A 19,804-nucleotide genomic window follows, 5' to 3' on the forward strand; every position below is an offset into this window, starting at 1 on the left:
AGTGAATACTTTGGACTTTTTTACAAACTATTTCTTTTAGTTTTATAATTATATTTTTTATCAAAAACAAGCTTGCCATTTTCTTTCACTCTCATATCTCCTTTAATGTAAAAATACTCCAAGTCACTTGTTTGTGTTAAGACTATATCCGCTTCCATTATACAACCTTCACGTCCTATTTGCATGGTTTGAGTAATCGTATATTGCGCGCTTAAAGGATTTTCGTTTTGGAGTTTTAATTCTCTTTTTAAATTATGCTTTACCAAAACATCAACCTCATCAAATCTATAAACACCCTCTCCAAATACACCACCTACACCATCTGTAATGCAAGTCCAAGTATCATTTAAAATATCATAAGAAATACTTCTATCAACCCTGCCTTCTTCTAAAAGTGTTGTTGGTGTTAAAGGTGCGCTTTGAGCTTGCATATTGATTTTATCACAGTCTTTACCACTAAAACATGGCAAATTAAATTCACACTCACTTAAATCCAAAGTTAAGGTTGAAATTTTTGGCATAGGCCAAAACATAGGCCAAAAAGAATTCGCTAATGATAATCTTACTCTAGAACCTTTGGCAAATCTATATCCACAAGCATCAAGCTTGATTTGTTTTTGAACAAATTCATCTTTTTTTAAAGGCACAAATTGTTCATTATCATCACTCAACGCAAGATTTATAACACCATAACTTACTCTTTTAACATACCCATCTTCCCTTACTTCGCTAAGTTGAGCAAAAAGCATAGCTTTTTCTTGATCGCTTGTAAGTTTTACTTTTAAGATAGGAAAACCCAAAACATCTAAATCTTGCTCTAGACATTCACTTTCAAAAACCACAGCCATTCCATCATCTAGCCTTTGATCACAAGGGCTTTCACCTAAAACACCTGCTCCCATCCACTCACCAGATAAAAGACCATGGTTTAATGGAGTATTGATTTTTACAAAGTCATAAAATTTTTGACAAGATAATTGACGCAAATTTAAATAATATTTTTTATAACTTACTTGCTGCTTAAAATCCTCCACGCCAACAAAACGACCTTGGACTTTTTCTATTTTTGAGTAAGGTTTGTAGCTATTTTCAATATAAGCTTGTATCATCGGTGTTTCAAGCACATCATTAGGCTCATTTTTAAGCCATTTATCCCACCATTTTAGTGCCTCTTGTAAAAAACCTATAGCAGGCAAAGGCATACCATCATGAGGATAAACATGGGCCCAAGGACCTATAATAGCTTTTTTAGGCACCTTTAACCCCCTCATTAAACTAAACACTGTGTTCGTATAAGAATCAGCCCAACCATCTAGCGCAAACACAGGAACTTGTATATCATCATAGTTTTCTCCCACAGAACCATGCTTCCAGTATTCATCTTTTAAAGTGTGTTCAAGCCATAGTGCAGGCCATAAAGGCATGTTTTTAAGCCTATTTAACCATTTTTCCCTGCCATTTGGATCAATTTTTGGATCGACAAAACGTGATTGATATGCAAGCATAATATTGCCCCACCAAAAATTATCATTAAGCAAACATCCGCCTTTATAGTGAATATCTTCATTGTATCTATCATCAGTAAAACCTACTACTATAATAGCTTTTAAATTTTTAGGTCTTCTTGCTGCAACTTGCAAAGAATTAAATCCACCCCATGATTTACCCATCATACCAACATTACCATTGCACCATTCTTGCTTTGCTATCCATTCAATAACTTCCAAAGCATCATCTTGTTCTTGCTTTAAATACTCATCTTTTAGCAAGCCATCAGATTCCCCACTCCCTCTAATGTCAACCCGAACAACCGCATAGCCATTTCCACTAAAATACCTATGCATAGGTTCATCTCTACCTCTTGTACCATCATTTTTTCTATAAGGAATATATTCTAAAATAGCAGGTACTTTTTCTTTAACTTGGGGAAGCCAAATTCTAGATGAAAGTTTAGTTCCATCTTTTAACTCAATCCATACATTTTCTATAACTTTAACTTTGTTTTTAAAATCCAAAACAATCTCTTTCATACTCTCTCCTTTTTGTTATATTTTTTAATCCAAATCAAGCAAAACATCACACCCAAAAAAGCCATTGCAATCATAATGCTAAAGTAAATATAAAAACCTTTCACCCCAGGATATCTATCTAACAAATCTCCTGCTAAAAGCGGCGCAAAGACCTCAGGCAAATATCCAAATGTAGAAACAATACCAATGGCCATACCAGCCAAATGAATAGGAATTTTTCCCTCACTCAACAAAGAATAATAAATTCCAAAATTAGAATACATAGCCACATAAATCACAACACAGGCAGAGGTTAAAATACTCATTTGCAAAAAACCACTTGTATAAGAACTTAAGATCAAAAATACCACTCCAATACCCATTAAAATAAAGCCTATCATCATCACCTTTGCTTTACCATAACCATCTGCTATAAACCCACCTATCACAGACGAAACAGGACGGATATATTGTGCTAAAACTGTTAAAATAGCTGCAAAAACAGCAGATGTACCTATAACATTGCTTGCATAAGGGGTAAAATAATAAAAACTCATATTGAAAAAATACGTACAAAAAGTAATGGCTACCACAAGCCATAAGGCTGAATTTTTAAGAAGAAAGATCAAATCCTGAAGTCGTAATTTTTCACTAGCTTCTTCTATTTTATCTTCTAAAAGAAAAAACAAAACAACAGCACTTACAATAGGAGCTAAAGAGTAAAAAATAATAATCATCTCTATTCCTTTATTGGCAAGAGCCTGGGTTTGAAAATACCCAAAAATACTTGTAGCTATAGCCAAATGTGCCGCACCAACAACCCCTCTTCCACCTTCAAAAATTCCATAAGCACGGGCTTGTTCTTTGGAACTTGCCAAGCTTCTTACTATTTTCATTAAAGAAGGCCAAAAAGTCAACAAAGAAGTAATACCCCATAAACCATAAATAACCAACAAGGCATTTAAAGAAGTAAAATACAAATGCAACAAACCCCCTAATCCTGTAGCAACTAAAGAAAATATCAATAATTTTTTAGGTGCAAAACGATCTGCTAAATAACCTCCCAAAGCATAAGAAAACAAACCAAGTAAACCATAAGCACTGCCCAAAAGTCCCATTTCAAAATTGTTAAGATGATAAAGATTCATATAATCATCGTAGTAGTATTTTCTAAAATAAGGTAAACCATAAATAATAGATCCACAAAAAGACAGCAATAAAAGCGTAAAAAAATTATTTTTTAAACCATGATTTTCACTTTGTCCCATCAAAAAACCTCCTTTTATATACTATATATAAATTTCTAGTTTTTTAAATATAAATACTTAAATTTATACAAAAAAAGAGAAAACTAGTATTTTTTTACACAATTGTTGTATTTTTTTATAAGATATTATTATTTTAATAATTTATAATCATAAAAAATAATTTCAAAGATAGGAAATATTTTTAAATTTTTATTTTTTATTATTGTTTTTTTGATACATTTACATATATAAAATACTAAAAAAGGGAAAGAATGAAAGTTTTTGATATGGTAGTTATCGGAGCTGGACCTGCAGGTATTGCAGCAGGAATAGAAGCCAAAATAAAAAATAAAGAAGTAATTGTTTTAGAAAAAACTGACTCAATCTGCCAAACTTTGGTTAAATTTTACAAAGAAGGCAAAAGAGTTGACAAGGCTTATAAAGGTTGCGATAGTACAAATTACGGACATATAAATTTTGAAGATGGAACAAGAGAAAGTACAATAGAAACTTTCCAAAAAGCGATCGAAGAACATCACCTTGAGGTGAAACTTTCAAGTGAAGTTGAAAGTGTTAAAAAAGATGGAGAAAATTTCATCGTTAGCACTGCAAATGAAAATTATATCTGCAAAAATGCAGTTATAGCTATAGGTAGAATGGGTAAACCAAATAAACCAAGTTATCCATTACCTATCACTTTAACTAAAATCATTAATTTCAATGCAAATTCAGCAAGTCAAAATGAAAAAATATTGGTTGTTGGTGGTGGAAATTCAGCTGCTGAATACGCCATAGATTTAGCTAAAAATAATGACGTAACGCTTTGCTATAGAAGAGAAACTTTCTCAAGATTAAATGATATTAATCTTGAAGATATTCAAAAAGCTTTCGAGCAAGGTAGTGTCAAAGCAAAACTAGGTATTGATATAAATAGCATAGAAGATGAAAATGGCAAAGCAAAGGTAAATTTCACTAATGATACATGTGAAACCTACGATCGTATTATTTATGCTATTGGTGGTTCAACTCCGCTTGATTTCTTGCAAAAATGTTCAATTGAAGTTGATGAAAAAGGTGTACCTAGTTTTGATGAGAACAAAGAAAGCAATGTAAAAGGATTGTTTGTAGCAGGAGATATTGCTAGTAAAAATGGAGCTTCTATTGTAGTGGGTTTAAATGATTCATTTAAAATCTGCGATTATCTTTATAAATGCTAAAACTTTTTCAACTTCCAAAAGGCTATCGCTACAACAATGATAGTCTTTTGCTTTTTGATTTTTTATCCCAACACCACCTCAAAGGAAATATCCTAGATATAGGTTGTGGATGTGGTATCTTGGGACTTTTAACTAAACAAAAATTTCCCAACTCCAAAGTATATATGCTAGACATTCAAGAGCAAAATATCAAACTAACACGCAAAAATGCCAAAGAAAACAATCTCGAAATCCAAAGCTTTTGCGAAGATTTTTTAAATTACAATAGCGATATTAAATTTGACTTTTTAATCTCCAATCCTCCTTTTTATAAAAAAAACACCCAAAAAAGTGAAGATACCCATTTGTGTATATCTAGATATCAAGAATTTATGCCACTTGAAAAAATGTTAGCCAAAATCAATAGCCTCATTCAGCCAAATGGTAGTTTTTTTATGTGCTATGATGCAAATTTTTTAGATGAAATATGCGCTTATTTAAAAGAGTTTAAACTAAAATTGGTAGCGTTACAATGTGTACACTCCAACCCTCAAACCAATGCAAGAATCATCTTAATGCATATCAAAAAAAACAGCAAAAGTCCTTGTGTGATTATGCCTACACTTTTTATGTATAATAACAATACACTTAATCCAAAAATACAAGAAATTTACAACACTACAGGAACTATAAGCTATGATATATGAAAAAGGTTTTGATTATTCTTTTGATGAAAATGCTTGTCAAAAATGCGGTGGTAAATGTTGCATAGGCGATAGTGGGTATATTTATGCTAGCAAGGAAGAGTTAGAAGCAATTGCTAGTTTTTTAAATCTTGATTTTGAAGCTTTTAAAGAACAATACCTCATCAAAGTTGGTTTTAAATACAGCCTTAAAGAGGCAAAGTACGAAAATGGCTATCGTTGTATTTTTTTTGATACAATGCATAAAAAATGTTTAATTTATCAATGTCGGCCAAAACAATGTCGAACTTTTCCATTTTGGGATTATTTTAAAACACACAAAGAGGAGTTGAAAAAAGAATGCATAGGGGTTTGTTTTCATTAATCATTGCTTTATTTTTAACAAGTTTTGTCTTCGCAAAAGATGAGAATAAAATCATACAAGCACTTGTTTATGAAGAAGAAGGACAACTGCAAGATGCGTGTAATGTTTATGCGGATTTATTCAAAGAAAACAATGAAAGTATTTATCTAAAAAAAGCATTATTTCTTGCTCTTGGGGCTAATTTAAAAGAAAAAGAAGCGCTTATAAAAGCTTCTAAGGATTTTTTAGATCACCCTGCTATTGCTAGATTAAATGCATTGTATTTTTTTGAAATAGGAGATTATAAACAAGCAGAGGCAATTCTTCATCAGCTTATTGAAAAAGAACAAGACTTTAAAAATCATGAAATACTAGGAGATATCTTTGCTAAAAAAACCTTATACACCAAAGCCTTAGAACAATATAGCCTTGCTTATAAACTTTTTGCACATGAGAATTTATTGTTGAAAATGGTAGAAATCAATATAAAAAATAAAAACATTCATCAAGCAAAAAAACTACTAGAAGACTTTGTAAAAACATCAAGCTGTACACTTAAAACATGCACTCTACTTTTAAAAATCTATCAAGATCAAAAAAACTACAAAGCAAGTATCCAAACTCTTGAAAAGCTATACAAACTCAACCATGATATTAAATACATCTATGCTATCATAGAACTACTAGTGCAAGAAAAAAACTACACTCAAGCTTTAAATTTAAGCCAAACATACAACATTGATCCTGATACTAAAATCTTCTTATATACTCAAATAAAAGATTATAAGAAAGCTTATGCGATAGCACTCCAGCATTATAAACTTAGCCAAGATAAAAAATACCTCTCCATGGCAGGAGTTTTAGAGTTTGAAATTTACATGGATCCTAAAAGTAAAAAAATCAGCGATCCTAAAATTCTAGCTTCTATTTTGAAAAAATTTGAAAAAAGCGTAGATGTGCGTAGCGATGCTTTGTATCAAAACTACTATGGATATGCCTTAATCGAATATGATATCGATATAGCCAAAGGTATGGAGTTAGTAGGTTGGGCACTTGAACAAGAGCCGCAAAACCTTTACTATCTTGATTCGCTTGCCTGGGGATATTATAAACTCAAAGACTGCAAAAAAGCTTATGAAATTTTACAAAAAACACTTCACGATAAAGAATTTTCAAGCTCAGATGAAAGTAAAGAGCACTTAAAGGCGATCAAAAAATGTTTACAAAAATAAATCTTGAAGACTGTTTTTCAAAAACACAAAAAATTCTAGAAACAAAAAAAGAAATTTTTCCTTATGATATGCTAGGACGTAGCTTAGCCTCCAATGCTTTTTATCCTAAAGATATCTATACACTTTTGATTGAAGGAAGACTTTCAAATTTTTTATACTCCAAAGACTTAAATTTTAATCAAGCAAACTTTGATGCTGTTATCTTGCCAACAAGTTCTTTACAAAACCATGATATACAAAATTTAAGTCTTTTTAGACGTTACCATGAAAAACCTGTGATTCAGTTTGATTTTATTTTTGATGAATATCAAATTTTAGAAAGCTTAGTTTATGGTGCAGATGCATTTATCATTTTCCCTAAAATGCTTAAAACTATGCAACTTAAAAAGCTCTATAATTTTGCCATTCATCTTGGTCTAGAAGCTATTTTTTACCTAGAAAACAAAACAGATCTTAACCATGCTATTTTAGTTGGAGCTAGAATTTTTCTCCTTGAAGATAAAAACCTTTTACCTTTAATACCAAAAAATAAAGCACTAATAAGCAAAAACATCACAAATTTACATGCAAACATAAAGGAAATATAATGGAGTATTTATACGCACCTTGGAGAGATGTTTATTTTAACACTAAAGATAAAGATTTTTGTCCTTTTTGCCACTGTAGACAAAATTTACATGAAGATGAAAAACTTGGTGTGATTTTTAGAGCCAAACACTGCTTTGGAGTTATGAATAAATACCCTTATAGCCCAGGACATTTTATGATCATACCTTATGTACACTTAGAAAACATAGAAGATTTAAATGATGAAACATGGCTTGAAATCAGCCATTTTGTGCGAATTGGCGTAAAAATCTTAAAACAAGAATTTCATGCCAAAGGAGTTAATATAGGTATGAACCTAGGCACTGCAGCAGGTGCTGGTATAGCACCACATTGTCACTATCATTTAATCCCAAGATGGCAAGGAGATACAAACTTTATCACCACCATAGGACAAACTAGAGTTTGTGGTAGCGATTTGGAAAAAGTATATATGAGTTTATGCAAAGCATTTAAAGACTATGTATAAAGAAGTTAATTTTGAAGATTTTTTAACTTACAATTTTGATCTTTTAATTGATGTTAGAAGTCCTAAAGAATACCACCACGCTCATATTAAAAATGCGCAAAATTACTATGCGTTAAACGATGCTGAATTTCAAGAAATTGGCACACTTTATAAGAAAAACAAAGGCTTAGCCAAAGCAAAAGGCGCAAGCTATATATGCAAAAACATGAGCGAACATATTCTCAAGCTTTATCAAACATATAAAATCGGATCTTTGGTTGGAATTTATTGTGCAAGAGGTGGAAAAAGATCCAAAGCTGTAGCTTTAATCTTAGCCGAACTAGGATATAGGGTTGTAAGATTAGAAGGTGGATATAAAGCCTATAGAAGTTATGTAAGTGCTTTTTTTACCAAAAACTTAAACATTGAGTTCTTATGCCTTTGTGGTAATACAGCAAGCGGAAAAAGTGATCTAATACAAAGCTTAGATAATGCTTTGAATTTAGAAAAACTAGCCAACCACCAAGGATCAAGTTTTGGTAAAATTTATGGAGAACAACCTAGCCAAAAAGCCTTTGAAGATGAGTTATTTTTCTTTTTAAAAGACTACCCTTTTCAAACTTGCTTTATAGAAGCTGAAAGTAGACAAATTGGAAATTTAACCTTACCATTAAATCTTTACAATAGCATGCAAAATGCTAAGAAAATTTGGTGTGAATGTGATATGAATTTGCGCATTCAAAGAGTGTTAAAGCATTATACTCCTATGAAAAAAGATGTGTTTTATAAAAATGTAGAAAAAATTTCTCCCTATATTAGTAAAAAATTTAAATCAAAACTTTGCGAGAACTTTGAAAACAACCTTTTAGAACAATGCGTCAAAATGCTTTTTGAATATTATGATAAAGTGTATAAAAAACCTACAAAGATTGATTATTTTATCAATAGTTCAAATTTAGAAGAAGCTAAGAAAAATCTTATGAGTTTAAACTCATAAGATAATATTAACAAAAATTATAAAAATAACACTAGAAAGAATTCCAGCAACTGGCAAAGTGATCACCCATGCTAGACCTATCGGTTTCATCATGCCCCATTTTGCATCTTTATTAAACACCCCTATACCCAAAATAGCACCAATTAAAATATGAGTTGAGCTTACAGGAATTCCTAATTGAGTTGCCAAAAGTATAACTATACTTGCACCTAATTCAGCACTAAAACCTGTTGTTGGTTTGATTTCAGCAAGTTTTGATCCCACTGTTTGGATTACTTCTTTACCTAAAAACCAAAGCCCTATAACCAAAGCTATACCAAACATCAACATTACTGCAAATGGCACTGGTGAACTAGGATTGATAGTGTTGTTTTTAAGTACATCTAAAATTGCAGCAAATGGCCCAAGTGCATTAGCTATATCATTTGCCCCATGAGAAAATGCAAAACTTGAAGCGGTAAAAATTTGAAACCATGAAAAAATCTTTTCAATGGTTTTATTAGCTTGAGTTTTTTTCATCAATCTTACAACCGCTAAAGTAACAATATAAGCAAAAATAGAAATAATCGAAACTATCCATAAATTTTGCATCACATCTAAAGTCGAAACCTTGCTTAAACCCTTAAATAAAAACATAGAAGAAATAATCAAAGCTCCCACACATGCGATCAATGGTACATGGAATTTCATTTTTGAAAAAACATCAATATTTTTTTCTTTTTCTTTCAACTCTTTGATTTTTAATTTATATTCACTTCTTTTTTCATCATCATCTAAAACAATCGCACTTAACTCTTTAATTTGCTCTTCTTGGCTTTTGTTTTTTAAATTAGCAAAATATTCTTCTTTAAAAGCTTTTCTTTCTTTTTTTATTTCTTTTACCACTAGTGAAATATCTTCAGATGGCTTTAGGATTTTTTTATAAATATAAGCATAAATTAAATACGCTACAAGCCCACCAAGCAATGGAGAGATAATCCAACTCATAGCAATTCTATAAATACCATTCCAATTCACCATAGAAAATGCTTGATCTTGATCAAAAAACACAAATCCCATAGCAATACTAGAACCAACGATTCCACCTATGATACTATGTGTAGTAGATACAGGAAGTCCTTTTTTTGTTGCTATAAACAACCAGATTCCTGAACTTAACAAAGCTGAAAGCATAACACATACAAAAACCATAGGATCAACCCCATCAGGCAAAACCACAATGCCGCTTCTTATGGTATTTGTTACTTCTCCCCCTGCAAACACAGCCCCGCTTAATTCAAACACAGCTGCAATAATCAAAGCTTGTTTAATCGTAACTGTTTTAGCACCTACACTTGTACCAAATGAATTTGCAACATCGTTACCTCCAACGTTAAAGGCCATGAAAATTCCAAAGACACTTGCCAAAACAAACAATACCATGGAATTATTAGGGATATAATTATAACCCCAAACAAAAAAGCATAACACACTCACAATAAAAATAAAAAATGCAATCGCGTTATCTTTACTCAAGCATTCTCCTTAGAATTGATTTTGAGACTATCATTTTAGTGATTTTTACTTAGTTTTTTCTTTGATTTTTAAAAAATACAACGCTGATTTTACCGCTTGCATGTAACTTTGTAAATTTATATCTATATTTTTATATGCTTTATCATAAGCTGTACCATGATCAACACTAGTACGAACAATAGGCAAATTTAAACTAACATTAACACTTTTATCAAAATACAAGGCTTTCAAAGGCGCCAAAGCTAGATCATGATACATACTCACCAACCGCTTGCATTGACTTAAAGCAAAAGGTGTAAAAGCAGTATCTGCTACCAACGGCTCGTTTATAAAAATATTTTTTTGATGTAAATTTTCTTTTTCTTTTTGACTTAGAAAGTCCTCATTTTCTAGCTTTTGTAAGCTTATAGTATGATCTTTTAAAAACACATTTGCCATTCTTATGGCTTTTTTTATCTCCCGCTCTTCCTCTCCACCTATAACACCATTATCACTTGCATGAGGATTAAAACTCAAAACGCCGATTTTTTCAAAAGAAGTACATTGATAAAAATTGATTAAAAATTTCGCAAGCTTTAAAGCTTTAATTTCTTTATAAACCTCTCTTAAAGCCATATGTTCAGTGTATAAAGCCACATAAAGCTCATCACAGCCTAACATCATGATAGCATCTTGCTTAAAAAACGCTCTTAAAGCCTCTGTGTGTCCTTTATACTCTACTCCTGCCATTTGCCAAGTTTTTTTATTAATCGGTAAAGTAACCAAAGCATCTAAAAAACATTGCGTACAATAACTTGCCCCTTCAAAACTCAAAAAAGAATACGCTCCACTTTTTACATCTAAAGTAGCAGGATTTAGCTCGAAATTTGGATCAATTTCCCCACTAGCTTGGTAAGAAAAGCTATAAATCATACAGTTTTCTTTTTCTTCTTTAAAAGCAAAATAATTTTTGTTTTCGTTGCAAATTTCAACTAAATTGATTTTAGATTTAGGAGTAATTTTTAAAAGCTTGCTTGCTTTTTGAAACAAAGAATGATGTATAAAATAATAAGGTTCGCAAATTTTTACTAGCTCATCATGACAAGCTAATAAAATTTGCATACCTATACCATTTAAATCCCCTACGCTAATGGCAATTTTTTTCATCTTTTCATCAATGCTTTCATTTCTAATATCGCTTCTTTTAAGCCCACAAAAACTGATCTTGCTACTATGCTTTGACCTATATTTAGTTCTTCTATCTCTAAAATATCCACAATATTTTTTACATTTTTATAATTTAATCCATGTCCAGCAGCTACCCTTAAACCCAAAGTTTTTGCTAAACTTGCACTTTGCTTTAATCGTTGAAGCTCATCTTCTAAACGTTTTTGAAGTTCACTTTTACTTAAAATTAGCTCAGCTATAGCATAAGAAGTTTGATTGATATTGGTAAATAATGCATTATAGATATTAGCATATAAACCTGTATGAAGTTCTATAAAATCAGCATTTAAAGAAGATGATTTTTCAATATCTTCTAAATTTGGATCAATAAATAAAGAAACTTCAATCTCTTCTTGTTTTAAAGCATCAATTGCTTTTTGCAATTTTTCATTATGAAGATTTAACCCTCCTTCTGTTGTAAGCTCTTGTCTTTTTTCAGGTACCAAAGTAACACGTGAAGGTTTGTATTTTAAAGCATACTCTATCATATCTATAGAACATTCAAGATTTACAACGCACTTGCAATATTTTAAGATATGCTCCAAGTCAAACTCATTAGCATGGCGACGGTCTTCTCTTACATGAATGGTAATTTGATCAGCCCAATTTGCACTCAAAAATGCGGCCTCAAGCAAATCAGGATCATTTACTTTCCTAGCCTCTCTCAAAACCGCTATATGATCGATATTAACCCCTAAAAGCATAAGTTTTCCTTATAAGTTTTTTAGCTATTATACTTTAAATTTTTTAAGGAGAGCTAGTGTTAGGTATTGATATGGGATCAAATACATTAAGAGCTGTTTTAATGGATAAAAATTTCAACAAATTACAAAGTGAAGAATTTATCATAGCAGCGGCTAAAAATATGCAAAATGACACTATTAGCGATGAAGCTATTGAAAGAATTTTTAACGCTTTGAAATCTTTAAAAGAAAAAAATTACGATCTAAGTCAAGCAAAAGCAGTTGCCACAGCTGCTTTTAGAAAAGCAAAAAATGCTACAACTATTATGGAGCAAATTGAAAAAAAATTTCAACTCAAAGTGCAAATCATAGATGCAAAAACCGAAGCGAGATTAAGCATTTTAGGTATACAAGAAAGACTTAAAAGTCTAAAATTATTCAAAAAACAACTAAGTTATTGTGATTTAGGTGGTGCATCTTGTGAAATCTCTAGTGAGCAATCTTGCAAAAGTTATGATTTTGGTATCATTAGTTTTTATGAAAGAATGCGATTTAAAACCGCAAAACCTAGTGCTTATATGCGTTTTTTTAAGAAAAATCCACAAAACCTTAAATACATCAAAGACAAAACCTTAAAATTTCATCTTAGTTCTTATCCTATGCATTTTAAACAGATTTTGTTTCAAGCACTAACCATAAGCAAGCACATCAAAAAAGAAATCAAGGGAAACTATTTTGTTTTAAATTCAGGTGTACCAACCACACTTTGTGCTTACAAACAAAATATAAAATACAAAGATTACCTAGAAGAAAGTGTTAATGGTAAAATACTTCAAAAAAGGGATTTTTTTAATTTTGCATTGAAAATTTGGAATTTAGAACAAGAAAAAGCTAGAATTTATCTTGGAGAAAACAGAAAAAAATACCTTATAGCCGGTTCTTTAATCCTTTTTGCTTTATTTGAAAAGCAAAAACTCATTGTCATTGATGATGGTGTTAGAGAAGGTGTGTGTATAGCACATTTTAAAAATATTAAAATTTAAAGGAGAAAAAATGAATTTAAAAGATCAAATTTTAGAAGATATCAAAGAAGCTATGCGTAACAAAGATGACTTCAAAAGAAACACTCTAAGAACGCTTAATGCTAGTTTTAAACAAATAGAAGTTGATGAAAGAATCACACTCGATGATGAAAGAATTTACAAAATCATTGCAAGTGAAATCAAAAAAAGAAACGAAGCTGCACTAGCTTTCAATAAAGGCGCTAGAGAAGATTTAGCACAAAAAGAACTTCAAGAAGTCGCTATTTTAAGTGCTTATTTACCTAAACAGCTAAGCGATGAGGAATTAGAAAGCGAATTAAAAAAACTGATAGAAAAATTACAAATTAATTCTTTAAAAGAACAAGGTGTTTTAATGAAAGAAGCTAAAGCAGTTTTTGGTGTGAGTGTTGATGGCAAAAGACTCAATGAAATGGTTAGAAAGCTTTTAGCATGAAAAAAGTTTTAACGCTTTGTGCTTTAGCTTTAAGCTCTTTTGCTTATACTCAATACGAATTACACCCTAGTTTTAAGCCGTATTTTAAAGAATGCTCTTTATTGATGGATAAGTATTATTACATCAACTGTTATGATTATAATTATAAGGGTACCAAGGCCATTGCTTATAAACTAGAAGCTAAAATTTTAAATCAAGGGCACATCAAAAAACGCCCACGCTTTGAAGATGATACCAATATCCCTAAAAAATACAGAACTTACTGGGAGGATTACCTAAGAAGCGGCTATACAAGAGGACATGTCGTGCCTAATCAATCTATGAATGCAACTCCACAAGCCCAACTTAGCACTTTTTTAATGAGTAATATCACACCACAAAAAAAAGATATCAATGCTGAAATTTGGAATGAAATCGAACAAAGAGAGCGGTATTTAGCAAAGAAAAATAAAGAATTAGAAGTCTTAAATTTAGTGCTTTATGATGACAAACCAAAACGCATTAAAAACAATATAGCCATTCCTAGTTTTTATGTCAAAATTCTTAAGGCTAAAAATTTTAGTGAATGTTATAAAGTGCCAAATAACGATAATTTTGCAAGATTTGACAGAAATTATTTCAAAGAAGACTGTAAGAAATATATTGATTAATTAAACTAGAAGCTTTATGCTTCTAGTTTAATTTTTACTCAACTTCAGCATCAATTACATCATCATCTTTTTTCTTTTGAGCATTTGGCTCTTCTTTTTTATACATATTTTCCGCTAATTTATGAGAAACTTCGCTTAAAGCTTTCATTTTGCTTTCGATTTCTTCTTTAGAAGCATTAGCATTTTTCAATGTTTCTTTTAACTCATCTAAAGCTTTTTGGATATTTGCTTTGTCATCTTCGCCTACTTTATCGCCAAGCTCATTTAAAGATTTTTCTACTTGATGTACTAAGCTATCAGCAGCATTTCTAGCTTCTACTGCTTCTTTGCGTTTTCTATCTTCTTCCTTGTGAAGCTCTGCATCTTTTACCATGTTATTGATCTCTTCTTCACTTAGCCCACTTGAACCTGTGATTTTGATCTCTTGTGCTTTTCCTGTAGCTTTGTCTTTTGCGCTAACTGTTAAAATACCATTTGCATCAATATCAAAAGTTACTTCAATTTGTGGCATACCACGAGGCGCTGGTGGAATTCCTTCAAGATTGAAATTTCCTAAAGATTTATTATCACGGCTAAATTCTCTCTCGCCTTGTAAAACATTGATAGTAACTGCACTTTGATTATCTTCAGCAGTTGAGAAAACTTGTTCTTTTTTAGTTGGAATCGTTGTACCTTTTTCGATGATTTTAGTCATCACCCCACCCAAAGTTTCAATACCCAAAGAAAGTGGAGTTACATCAAGTAATAATACATCTTTAACATCACCTTTAATAACCGCACCTTGAATTGCCGCACCAATTGCTACAACTTCATCAGGATTTACCGACTTATTAAGCTCTTTACCAAAAGCTTTTTTAACTTCTTCTTGCACAAGAGGAACACGAGTAGAACCACCCACCATAACGATTTCTTTTACTTCACTCTTATCAAGTCCTGCATCTTTTACTACTTCATTAATTTTACTAATAGTTTCAGCTACTAGACCATCAATCATGCTTTCAAATTTAGCTCTTGTTAAAGTTTTAGTTAAGTGTTTTGGACCACTTGCATCAGCTGTGATGAATGGTAAGTTAATATTAGTTTCATTAGCTGAACTTAATTCTTTTTTAGCATTTTCAGCTGCTTCTTTTAATCTTTGCAAAGCCATTACATCGTTTTTAAGATCTATACCTGTTTCATCTTTAAACTCATTTGCTAAAAAGTCGATTAATTTATTATCAAAGTCATCACCACCTAAAAATGCATTACCACCCGTTGCTAAAACTTCTACAACATTATCGCCTGTTTCAAGCACAGTAACATCAAATGTACCACCACCTAAATCATAAACTACGATTTTTTCACTTTCTTTTTTATCAAGACCATAGGCTAAAGCTGCTGCAGTTGGTTCGTTAATAATTCTTAACACATTTAATCCTGCAACTTGTCCTGCTTCTTTCGTAGCTTTTCTTTGCGCATCATTAAAATATGCTGGAACAGTGATCACCGCATCTTCTACTTTTTCACCCAAGAAAGCTTCTGCATCTTCTTTTAATTTCATTAGAACTTTTGCTGAAATTTCTTGCGGAGTATAAATTTTTCCTGCTATTTCAATCGCACAAGCCCCATTTCTTTCTGTGATATGATAAGGTAAACGATTTTTAGCTTCTTTTGCTGCTTCTTCATTGATCATTAAACCCATAATTCTTTTAATAGAATAAATTGTTTTTTCAGGGTTAGTAACCGCTTGACGCTTAGCACTATCACCTACTAAAACCTCGCCTTTATCAGTAAAAGCAACTACCGAAGGAGTGGTATTTTTACCTTCTTTATTTGGGATAACCTTACTTTCACCCCTTTCATATACACTCACACAAGAATTTGTTGTACCTAAATCTATCCCTATAACTTTTCCCATTTTATATCCTTTTTATTAAATTTTATTTTGCAACACTAACTTTTGCTGATCTAATCACTCTATCATTCATCACATAACCTTTTTGTAAAAGCTGGACAATATGACCGCTTTCATGATCAGCGCTTTCTACATGAAACATAGCTTCATGTAAATTTGGATCAAACTCACCATTTGCTTCTATAACTTTAACCATATGTTTTTCTAGTTTTTTCAAAAGCAAATCCAAAGTGTTTTGCACCCCTTCTTTAATCTTTAAACTTAATTCATCATTAGCTTCTACATTAATAGCCGCCTCTAATGCATCAACTACATCAAGCAAATCTTTAGCAAAACTCTCATTTGCATAAATCGTTGCTGAAATTTTCTCTTTTTCCATTCTTTTTTTGATATTTTCAAATTCAGCATTTGCTCTTAAATAAGTATCTTTCAACTCATTATACTCTGCTTGAAGCTTTTCTAATTCATTGTTTTGGTTTTCTGAATTTTCCACTGCTTCTTCTGGCATGGTTTCATTTTGCTTTTCTTCGCTCACGCAGCCTCCTTTATAACATTTAACATTGTTTTAAAATCAGAGTAAACACTTCCAGCAAAAATCACATGAGATTCTTTTCCTAAAAATGTACTCTTAAGCTTTAACCCCATAAAACCTTCTTCAAACAAAGGATCAAATTGTAATTTTTCATTAAAATAAAATCCAATTTGTGGAGATAAAAGCTTAGCAAATTTATCATTTTGATAAATTTGATAAGCTTTGCTCTCGTTATATCTATAGTAAATTTTTGTATGTTTTAACATAGCTATTTTTTCTAACAACTCCTTAAATTCCACTCTAAAAGCTAAATTTTCGATGCTTTTTACATCAAGCCCGATAAGTCTTTGCAAAAAAATCAAACTATCATGATTAAATTTCAATACTAGTTCATTTTGCCCAAAATCTAGCACGATAAATTTGTTATTTACTGTGGTAAGTTCTTGTAAAATCAACTCATCGCCACCATAAACTAAACTGTATATTTCAAACTTATCAAGCAAAAATTCCAACAAAGCAAGATCATTAATCACAATCTCATCTTCGCAAAGTTGCTCGCACCAATAAGCTTTCATGGCATTTGCAGTTGGTATACGACCACTGCTAATATGAAGCTGCGTTAAAACACCCTCATCGCTTAGTTTTTTAAAATAAACTCTTATAGTTGAAGCAGGTATGCTTACTTTATGATTTAACTCATTTGAACCCACAGGATTATTGCCTTCTAAGTAGGTTTCAATGATAGTTTTTAAAATTAAATCCTTTTTACTATAAGACTTCATTATAAAACCTTATTTCAATTTTAGCACTCAATGTTTTTAAGTGACAAAATAATTATACAACTTTAGTATAACAATGTCAAGTTATTTCTAAATAAAAATATTTAATATTATTTAGTCAATATGACTAAACTTTTTTTAGCTATAAGTTTACAATTTTAAATTATTTATTTTCAGTTTTTTTAAAAGAAAAGATAATATAATTTCGCCTAGCAATATTTTTAAAAGGTTTACAATAATGAAAAATCTCACTTTAAGAGAAAAGCAAGATCTTGAAGCTTATGTATTTTCAAATATAGAAAGAAAAAAAATGGCTTTAAGTAGAATTTTTAAGCTTTATTGTTTAAGACTTTTTAGGTTAGTTTTTTAATTTATATTTTTTCATCTCATCTTTAGTATAAGAAAGATCCTTAAATTCTGGAGATGAGATTAACTCCATACAAGTTTTATCTAAATTTTCCATTCCGCTTACTTGCATATTTGCTTGTAAATTTTCATCTAAATAAAGATCAAAAACTACGCATGCTTGATTATTGACTTTGTAAAAAATTTTCCCACCATTTTTCTTATCAAGTTGATATACTTGTAATTTATCACTTTTGCTCATTTTTTTTATATCATTTGCAAAAGATTGATGTAAAGTATAATAAATCATAAAATCACGCATAACATTTTTAATACTAGCTATTTCTCTTCTAAGTTTGGTAAGATCTTTAGAATACAAGCTTAAAAATTGCGAATTTAAATAATCATTTATTTTTTCTTTATTTAGATTATTACACGCAGGATGAATTTGTACAACATAAGCTTTATGCTTTGTAAGCACAATATCTACACAAGCTTGCTTGTTTTGCTTATACTCTAAAAACCAAGCCTGACTTGAATTTAAGTTGAGTGTATTTTGTTTATTATAAGCAAAATCATTCAAATCTTCATAAATATTTGCACAAGCAAACACACCCATTAAAAGCAGGTATAAAATTTTCATTGAAATAAATCTTTGTGATGATTTTTCAAATACTCCACTACTTCCAAAACTTCCTCAGCTCCCTCTTTTTGAGTTTTTTGACAAACCTCATCAATACAATCAATATACGCCTCTACAGCTTTTTCTAATTTATTTTTCTCAACCCCAGCAAGCAAAAGCATTGCCTCTAAAACAATACTTAATTCATATTGTAAGTTTTCTACTTCTTCTTTAAGATTGTTTGTTTTCATGATTGTTTTCCTTTAATTCTTTATTTTTGATCAAATCTACAAATTGTGCTTTGATAAAATCATAATTAGAGCTATCTTTATACGCAGCAAATAAACCTCCACTAGCGTTTTTATGTCCTCCTCCATTAACCAAACTTTTAGCCATTGAGCTTACATCGATTTTATTATTTGCTCTAAAACTTAAGGTTTTTCTTGAGCTAAGATCTACAAAAAAATCAAATTCAGGATTTTGCATCAAAAAATCATTTCCAATCACTGAAGTATTGCCTATATTAGAAGTAAGCAAACCCTTGTGTCCTTTATAAAATATGCTAAATTTTTCTTTTTCAGCACTTAATTTTTCTACAACAAAATGAGAAATTAAATTACTTAAAGTGTCATTTTTTTCTTTTTTGAAGAATGATTTTTTTAAACTATGCAAATCATCATCTAAACGAATATGCGCATTAGTTTCTTGAATATATTTTCTTGAAGCATCAAAAAGATGGAAAAGATATTTTATATTCTCTTGTGCAAACATCACTCTATTTATCTCTTTTGCTCCAGAAACCATGCCAAGTAAAACTTTTCCCAATTCAAAACCATCATCTTCACTTAGCCAAATATCCACTGCATTTACCACATCTACAAACTGAGATAATGACTTATTTTTACCATAACATCTACTAAAAAAATCATAAACAATTTTTGTTGCACATCTTTTATCATCTAGAAAATACCAAGGATACTTTTGCATACACTCTAAGCCACTTTGATGATGATCTAAGAGCATAAGTTTGATTTTTTTGCCTTCTATAGCCTTTTGAAAATCTTCACATTGACTTAAGGTTAAATTTAAATCAGTGATTAAAATCACAAATTCTTCTTTAGGATTTTCTTTTAAATCCTCTTCGATATTTTTAAAAATAACATTAAAATTTTCATTAATCTCTTTACCATAATTAGAATTATAAAAACAACAATTCTTAAAATAAAAATCTAGCACATACTGACAAGCATAACCATCTAAATCAGTATGCGAAAGATGATAAATTTTCATATTTTTCCT

At 30.7% G+C, this 19,804-nt stretch carries 22 protein-coding genes; 11 read left to right on the forward strand and 11 right to left on the reverse strand.

All coding sequences use genetic code 11. The features are described from left to right. Window positions 1–20: 20 nt before the first annotated feature. Window positions 21–2,030, reverse strand: a complete 2,010-nt coding sequence (locus tag CKA54_RS00925) for a CocE/NonD family hydrolase (protein WP_120759190.1) — start codon at window positions 2,028–2,030, stop codon at window positions 21–23. Beyond that, entirely contained in the window at window positions 2,027–3,277 is a 1,251-nt protein-coding gene (locus CKA54_RS00930; RefSeq protein ID WP_120759192.1) for a nitrate/nitrite transporter, read from the reverse strand. Before CKA54_RS00930 ends, CKA54_RS00925 begins: the two co-directional genes overlap by 4 nt. Window positions 3,278–3,528: 251 nt before the next feature. Here CKA54_RS00930 and CKA54_RS00935 point away from each other — a divergent pair, with 251 nt between their 5' ends. The 7 genes from CKA54_RS00935 to mnmH are packed head-to-tail and all read left to right on the forward strand — an operon-like array spanning window position 3,529 to window position 8,782. Further along, window positions 3,529–4,473, forward strand: a complete 945-nt coding sequence (locus CKA54_RS00935; protein ID WP_043019912.1) for an NAD(P)-binding domain-containing protein — start codon at window positions 3,529–3,531, stop codon at window positions 4,471–4,473. Next, window positions 4,467–5,159, forward strand: coding sequence for a tRNA1(Val) (adenine(37)-N6)-methyltransferase (locus CKA54_RS00940; protein WP_043019913.1), 693 nt, complete (start codon window positions 4,467–4,469; stop codon window positions 5,157–5,159). The genes CKA54_RS00935 and CKA54_RS00940 overlap by 7 nt, the downstream gene beginning before the upstream one ends. After that, complete coding sequence (locus CKA54_RS00945; RefSeq protein ID WP_039664126.1) at window positions 5,149–5,520, forward strand: YkgJ family cysteine cluster protein; 372 nt, start codon at window positions 5,149–5,151, stop codon at window positions 5,518–5,520. The genes CKA54_RS00940 and CKA54_RS00945 overlap by 11 nt, the downstream gene beginning before the upstream one ends. Beyond that, complete coding sequence (locus CKA54_RS00950) at window positions 5,496–6,731, forward strand: lipopolysaccharide assembly protein LapB (RefSeq protein ID WP_120759194.1); 1,236 nt, start codon at window positions 5,496–5,498, stop codon at window positions 6,729–6,731. The genes CKA54_RS00945 and CKA54_RS00950 overlap by 25 nt, the downstream gene beginning before the upstream one ends. After that, a complete protein-coding gene (locus CKA54_RS00955; protein ID WP_120759196.1) occupies window positions 6,716–7,318 on the forward strand; it encodes a hypothetical protein in 603 nt (200 codons plus the stop codon). Before CKA54_RS00950 ends, CKA54_RS00955 begins: the two co-directional genes overlap by 16 nt. Beyond that, window positions 7,318–7,806, forward strand: a complete 489-nt coding sequence (locus CKA54_RS00960; RefSeq protein WP_043019915.1) for an HIT family hydrolase, FHIT branch — start codon at window positions 7,318–7,320, stop codon at window positions 7,804–7,806. The genes CKA54_RS00955 and CKA54_RS00960 overlap by 1 nt, the downstream gene beginning before the upstream one ends. Next, window positions 7,799–8,782, forward strand: a complete 984-nt coding sequence (mnmH, locus tag CKA54_RS00965; protein WP_120759198.1) for a tRNA 2-selenouridine(34) synthase MnmH — start codon at window positions 7,799–7,801, stop codon at window positions 8,780–8,782. Before CKA54_RS00960 ends, mnmH begins: the two co-directional genes overlap by 8 nt. Here mnmH and CKA54_RS00970 read toward each other — a convergent pair. From CKA54_RS00970 to CKA54_RS00980, 3 genes are read right to left on the reverse strand one after another with little or no spacing between them, the layout of a single operon-like run. Beyond that, window positions 8,777–10,297 carry an inorganic phosphate transporter gene (locus CKA54_RS00970; protein ID WP_120759200.1) on the reverse strand — a complete coding sequence of 507 codons (1,521 nt, stop codon included), beginning with the start codon at window positions 10,295–10,297 and terminating at the stop codon, window positions 8,777–8,779. The two genes, mnmH and CKA54_RS00970, sit on opposite strands and share 6 nt — an antisense overlap. A gap of 45 nt (window positions 10,298–10,342) precedes the next feature. Then, a complete protein-coding gene (gene pdxA, locus CKA54_RS00975; protein WP_120759202.1) occupies window positions 10,343–11,443 on the reverse strand; it encodes a 4-hydroxythreonine-4-phosphate dehydrogenase in 1,101 nt (366 codons plus the stop codon). Beyond that, window positions 11,440–12,207, reverse strand: a complete 768-nt coding sequence (locus CKA54_RS00980) for a pyridoxine 5'-phosphate synthase (protein WP_120759204.1) — start codon at window positions 12,205–12,207, stop codon at window positions 11,440–11,442. The genes pdxA and CKA54_RS00980 overlap by 4 nt, the downstream gene beginning before the upstream one ends. 56 nt (window positions 12,208–12,263) lie before the next feature. Here CKA54_RS00980 and CKA54_RS00985 point away from each other — a divergent pair, with 56 nt between their 5' ends. The 3 genes from CKA54_RS00985 to CKA54_RS00995 are packed head-to-tail and all read left to right on the forward strand — an operon-like array spanning window position 12,264 to window position 14,333. Further along, complete coding sequence (locus CKA54_RS00985) at window positions 12,264–13,229, forward strand: Ppx/GppA family phosphatase (protein WP_120759206.1); 966 nt, start codon at window positions 12,264–12,266, stop codon at window positions 13,227–13,229. A 10-nt stretch (window positions 13,230–13,239) separates the two neighbouring features. Next, window positions 13,240–13,683 (forward strand): GatB/YqeY domain-containing protein, encoded by a 444-nt coding sequence (locus CKA54_RS00990; RefSeq protein WP_120759208.1) that lies wholly within the window; start codon window positions 13,240–13,242, stop codon window positions 13,681–13,683. Continuing rightward, entirely contained in the window at window positions 13,680–14,333 is a 654-nt protein-coding gene (locus tag CKA54_RS00995) for a DNA/RNA endonuclease G (protein WP_039664137.1), read from the forward strand. Before CKA54_RS00990 ends, CKA54_RS00995 begins: the two co-directional genes overlap by 4 nt. 34 nt (window positions 14,334–14,367) lie before the next feature. On the opposite strand, the gene dnaK is transcribed toward CKA54_RS00995, so the two are convergent. Genes dnaK through CKA54_RS01010 form a run of 3 tightly spaced genes read right to left on the reverse strand, consistent with a single transcriptional unit; the run spans window position 14,368 to window position 17,541 of the window. Beyond that, complete coding sequence (dnaK, locus tag CKA54_RS01000; protein WP_120759210.1) at window positions 14,368–16,230, reverse strand: molecular chaperone DnaK; 1,863 nt, start codon at window positions 16,228–16,230, stop codon at window positions 14,368–14,370. Window positions 16,231–16,252: 22 nt separating this feature from the next. Continuing rightward, window positions 16,253–16,762, reverse strand: coding sequence for a nucleotide exchange factor GrpE (gene grpE, locus CKA54_RS01005; RefSeq protein ID WP_120759212.1), 510 nt, complete (start codon window positions 16,760–16,762; stop codon window positions 16,253–16,255). Further along, window positions 16,759–17,541 (reverse strand): HrcA family transcriptional regulator, encoded by a 783-nt coding sequence (locus CKA54_RS01010; RefSeq protein ID WP_120759214.1) that lies wholly within the window; start codon window positions 17,539–17,541, stop codon window positions 16,759–16,761. Before CKA54_RS01010 ends, grpE begins: the two co-directional genes overlap by 4 nt. 235 nt (window positions 17,542–17,776) lie before the next feature. Here CKA54_RS01010 and CKA54_RS07840 point away from each other — a divergent pair, with 235 nt between their 5' ends. After that, entirely contained in the window at window positions 17,777–17,908 is a 132-nt protein-coding gene (locus CKA54_RS07840; RefSeq protein WP_256378632.1) for a hypothetical protein, read from the forward strand. Here the strand turns inward: CKA54_RS07840 and CKA54_RS01015 are convergent. From CKA54_RS01015 to CKA54_RS01025, 3 genes are read right to left on the reverse strand one after another with little or no spacing between them, the layout of a single operon-like run. Then, a complete protein-coding gene (locus CKA54_RS01015; protein WP_120759216.1) occupies window positions 17,897–18,526 on the reverse strand; it encodes a hypothetical protein in 630 nt (209 codons plus the stop codon). The two genes, CKA54_RS07840 and CKA54_RS01015, sit on opposite strands and share 12 nt — an antisense overlap. After that, window positions 18,523–18,756 carry a hypothetical protein gene (locus CKA54_RS01020; protein WP_120759218.1) on the reverse strand — a complete coding sequence of 78 codons (234 nt, stop codon included), beginning with the start codon at window positions 18,754–18,756 and terminating at the stop codon, window positions 18,523–18,525. Before CKA54_RS01020 ends, CKA54_RS01015 begins: the two co-directional genes overlap by 4 nt. Next, window positions 18,737–19,795, reverse strand: coding sequence for a DHH family phosphoesterase (locus tag CKA54_RS01025; RefSeq protein WP_120759220.1), 1,059 nt, complete (start codon window positions 19,793–19,795; stop codon window positions 18,737–18,739). Before CKA54_RS01025 ends, CKA54_RS01020 begins: the two co-directional genes overlap by 20 nt. Between the last annotated feature and the right edge of the window lie 9 nt (window positions 19,796–19,804).

Source organism: Campylobacter sp. P255, from assembly GCF_003627915.1.
In the GTDB taxonomy this organism is placed as follows: domain Bacteria; phylum Campylobacterota; class Campylobacteria; order Campylobacterales; family Campylobacteraceae; genus Campylobacter_D.

What these genes read in the sequence shown, in the direction of transcription:
- CKA54_RS01010 (WP_120759214.1), bottom strand. Translation starts at nt 17,541, where the DNA reads ATGAAGTCTTATAGTAAAAAGGATTTAATTTTAAAAACTATCATTGAA.
- CKA54_RS00925 (WP_120759190.1), bottom strand. Translation starts at nt 2,030, where the DNA reads ATGAAAGAGATTGTTTTGGATTTTAAAAACAAAGTTAAAGTTATAGAA.
- CKA54_RS00990 (WP_120759208.1), top strand. Translation starts at nt 13,240, where the DNA reads ATGAATTTAAAAGATCAAATTTTAGAAGATATCAAAGAAGCTATGCGT.
- CKA54_RS00960 (WP_043019915.1), top strand. Translation starts at nt 7,318, where the DNA reads ATGGAGTATTTATACGCACCTTGGAGAGATGTTTATTTTAACACTAAA.
- CKA54_RS01020 (WP_120759218.1), bottom strand. Translation starts at nt 18,756, where the DNA reads ATGAAAACAAACAATCTTAAAGAAGAAGTAGAAAACTTACAATATGAA.
- CKA54_RS00955 (WP_120759196.1), top strand. Translation starts at nt 6,716, where the DNA reads ATGTTTACAAAAATAAATCTTGAAGACTGTTTTTCAAAAACACAAAAA.
- CKA54_RS00950 (WP_120759194.1), top strand. Translation starts at nt 5,496, where the DNA reads ATGCATAGGGGTTTGTTTTCATTAATCATTGCTTTATTTTTAACAAGT.
- CKA54_RS00980 (WP_120759204.1), bottom strand. Translation starts at nt 12,207, where the DNA reads ATGCTTTTAGGGGTTAATATCGATCATATAGCGGTTTTGAGAGAGGCT.
- mnmH (WP_120759198.1), top strand. Translation starts at nt 7,799, where the DNA reads ATGTATAAAGAAGTTAATTTTGAAGATTTTTTAACTTACAATTTTGAT.
- CKA54_RS00945 (WP_039664126.1), top strand. Translation starts at nt 5,149, where the DNA reads ATGATATATGAAAAAGGTTTTGATTATTCTTTTGATGAAAATGCTTGT.
- dnaK (WP_120759210.1), bottom strand. Translation starts at nt 16,230, where the DNA reads ATGGGAAAAGTTATAGGGATAGATTTAGGTACAACAAATTCTTGTGTG.
- CKA54_RS00995 (WP_039664137.1), top strand. Translation starts at nt 13,680, where the DNA reads ATGAAAAAAGTTTTAACGCTTTGTGCTTTAGCTTTAAGCTCTTTTGCT.
- pdxA (WP_120759202.1), bottom strand. Translation starts at nt 11,443, where the DNA reads ATGAAAAAAATTGCCATTAGCGTAGGGGATTTAAATGGTATAGGTATG.
- CKA54_RS00935 (WP_043019912.1), top strand. Translation starts at nt 3,529, where the DNA reads ATGAAAGTTTTTGATATGGTAGTTATCGGAGCTGGACCTGCAGGTATT.
- CKA54_RS07840 (WP_256378632.1), top strand. Translation starts at nt 17,777, where the DNA reads ATGAAAAATCTCACTTTAAGAGAAAAGCAAGATCTTGAAGCTTATGTA.
- CKA54_RS00940 (WP_043019913.1), top strand. Translation starts at nt 4,467, where the DNA reads ATGCTAAAACTTTTTCAACTTCCAAAAGGCTATCGCTACAACAATGAT.
- CKA54_RS01015 (WP_120759216.1), bottom strand. Translation starts at nt 18,526, where the DNA reads ATGAAAATTTTATACCTGCTTTTAATGGGTGTGTTTGCTTGTGCAAAT.
- CKA54_RS00930 (WP_120759192.1), bottom strand. Translation starts at nt 3,277, where the DNA reads ATGGGACAAAGTGAAAATCATGGTTTAAAAAATAATTTTTTTACGCTT.
- CKA54_RS01025 (WP_120759220.1), bottom strand. Translation starts at nt 19,795, where the DNA reads ATGAAAATTTATCATCTTTCGCATACTGATTTAGATGGTTATGCTTGT.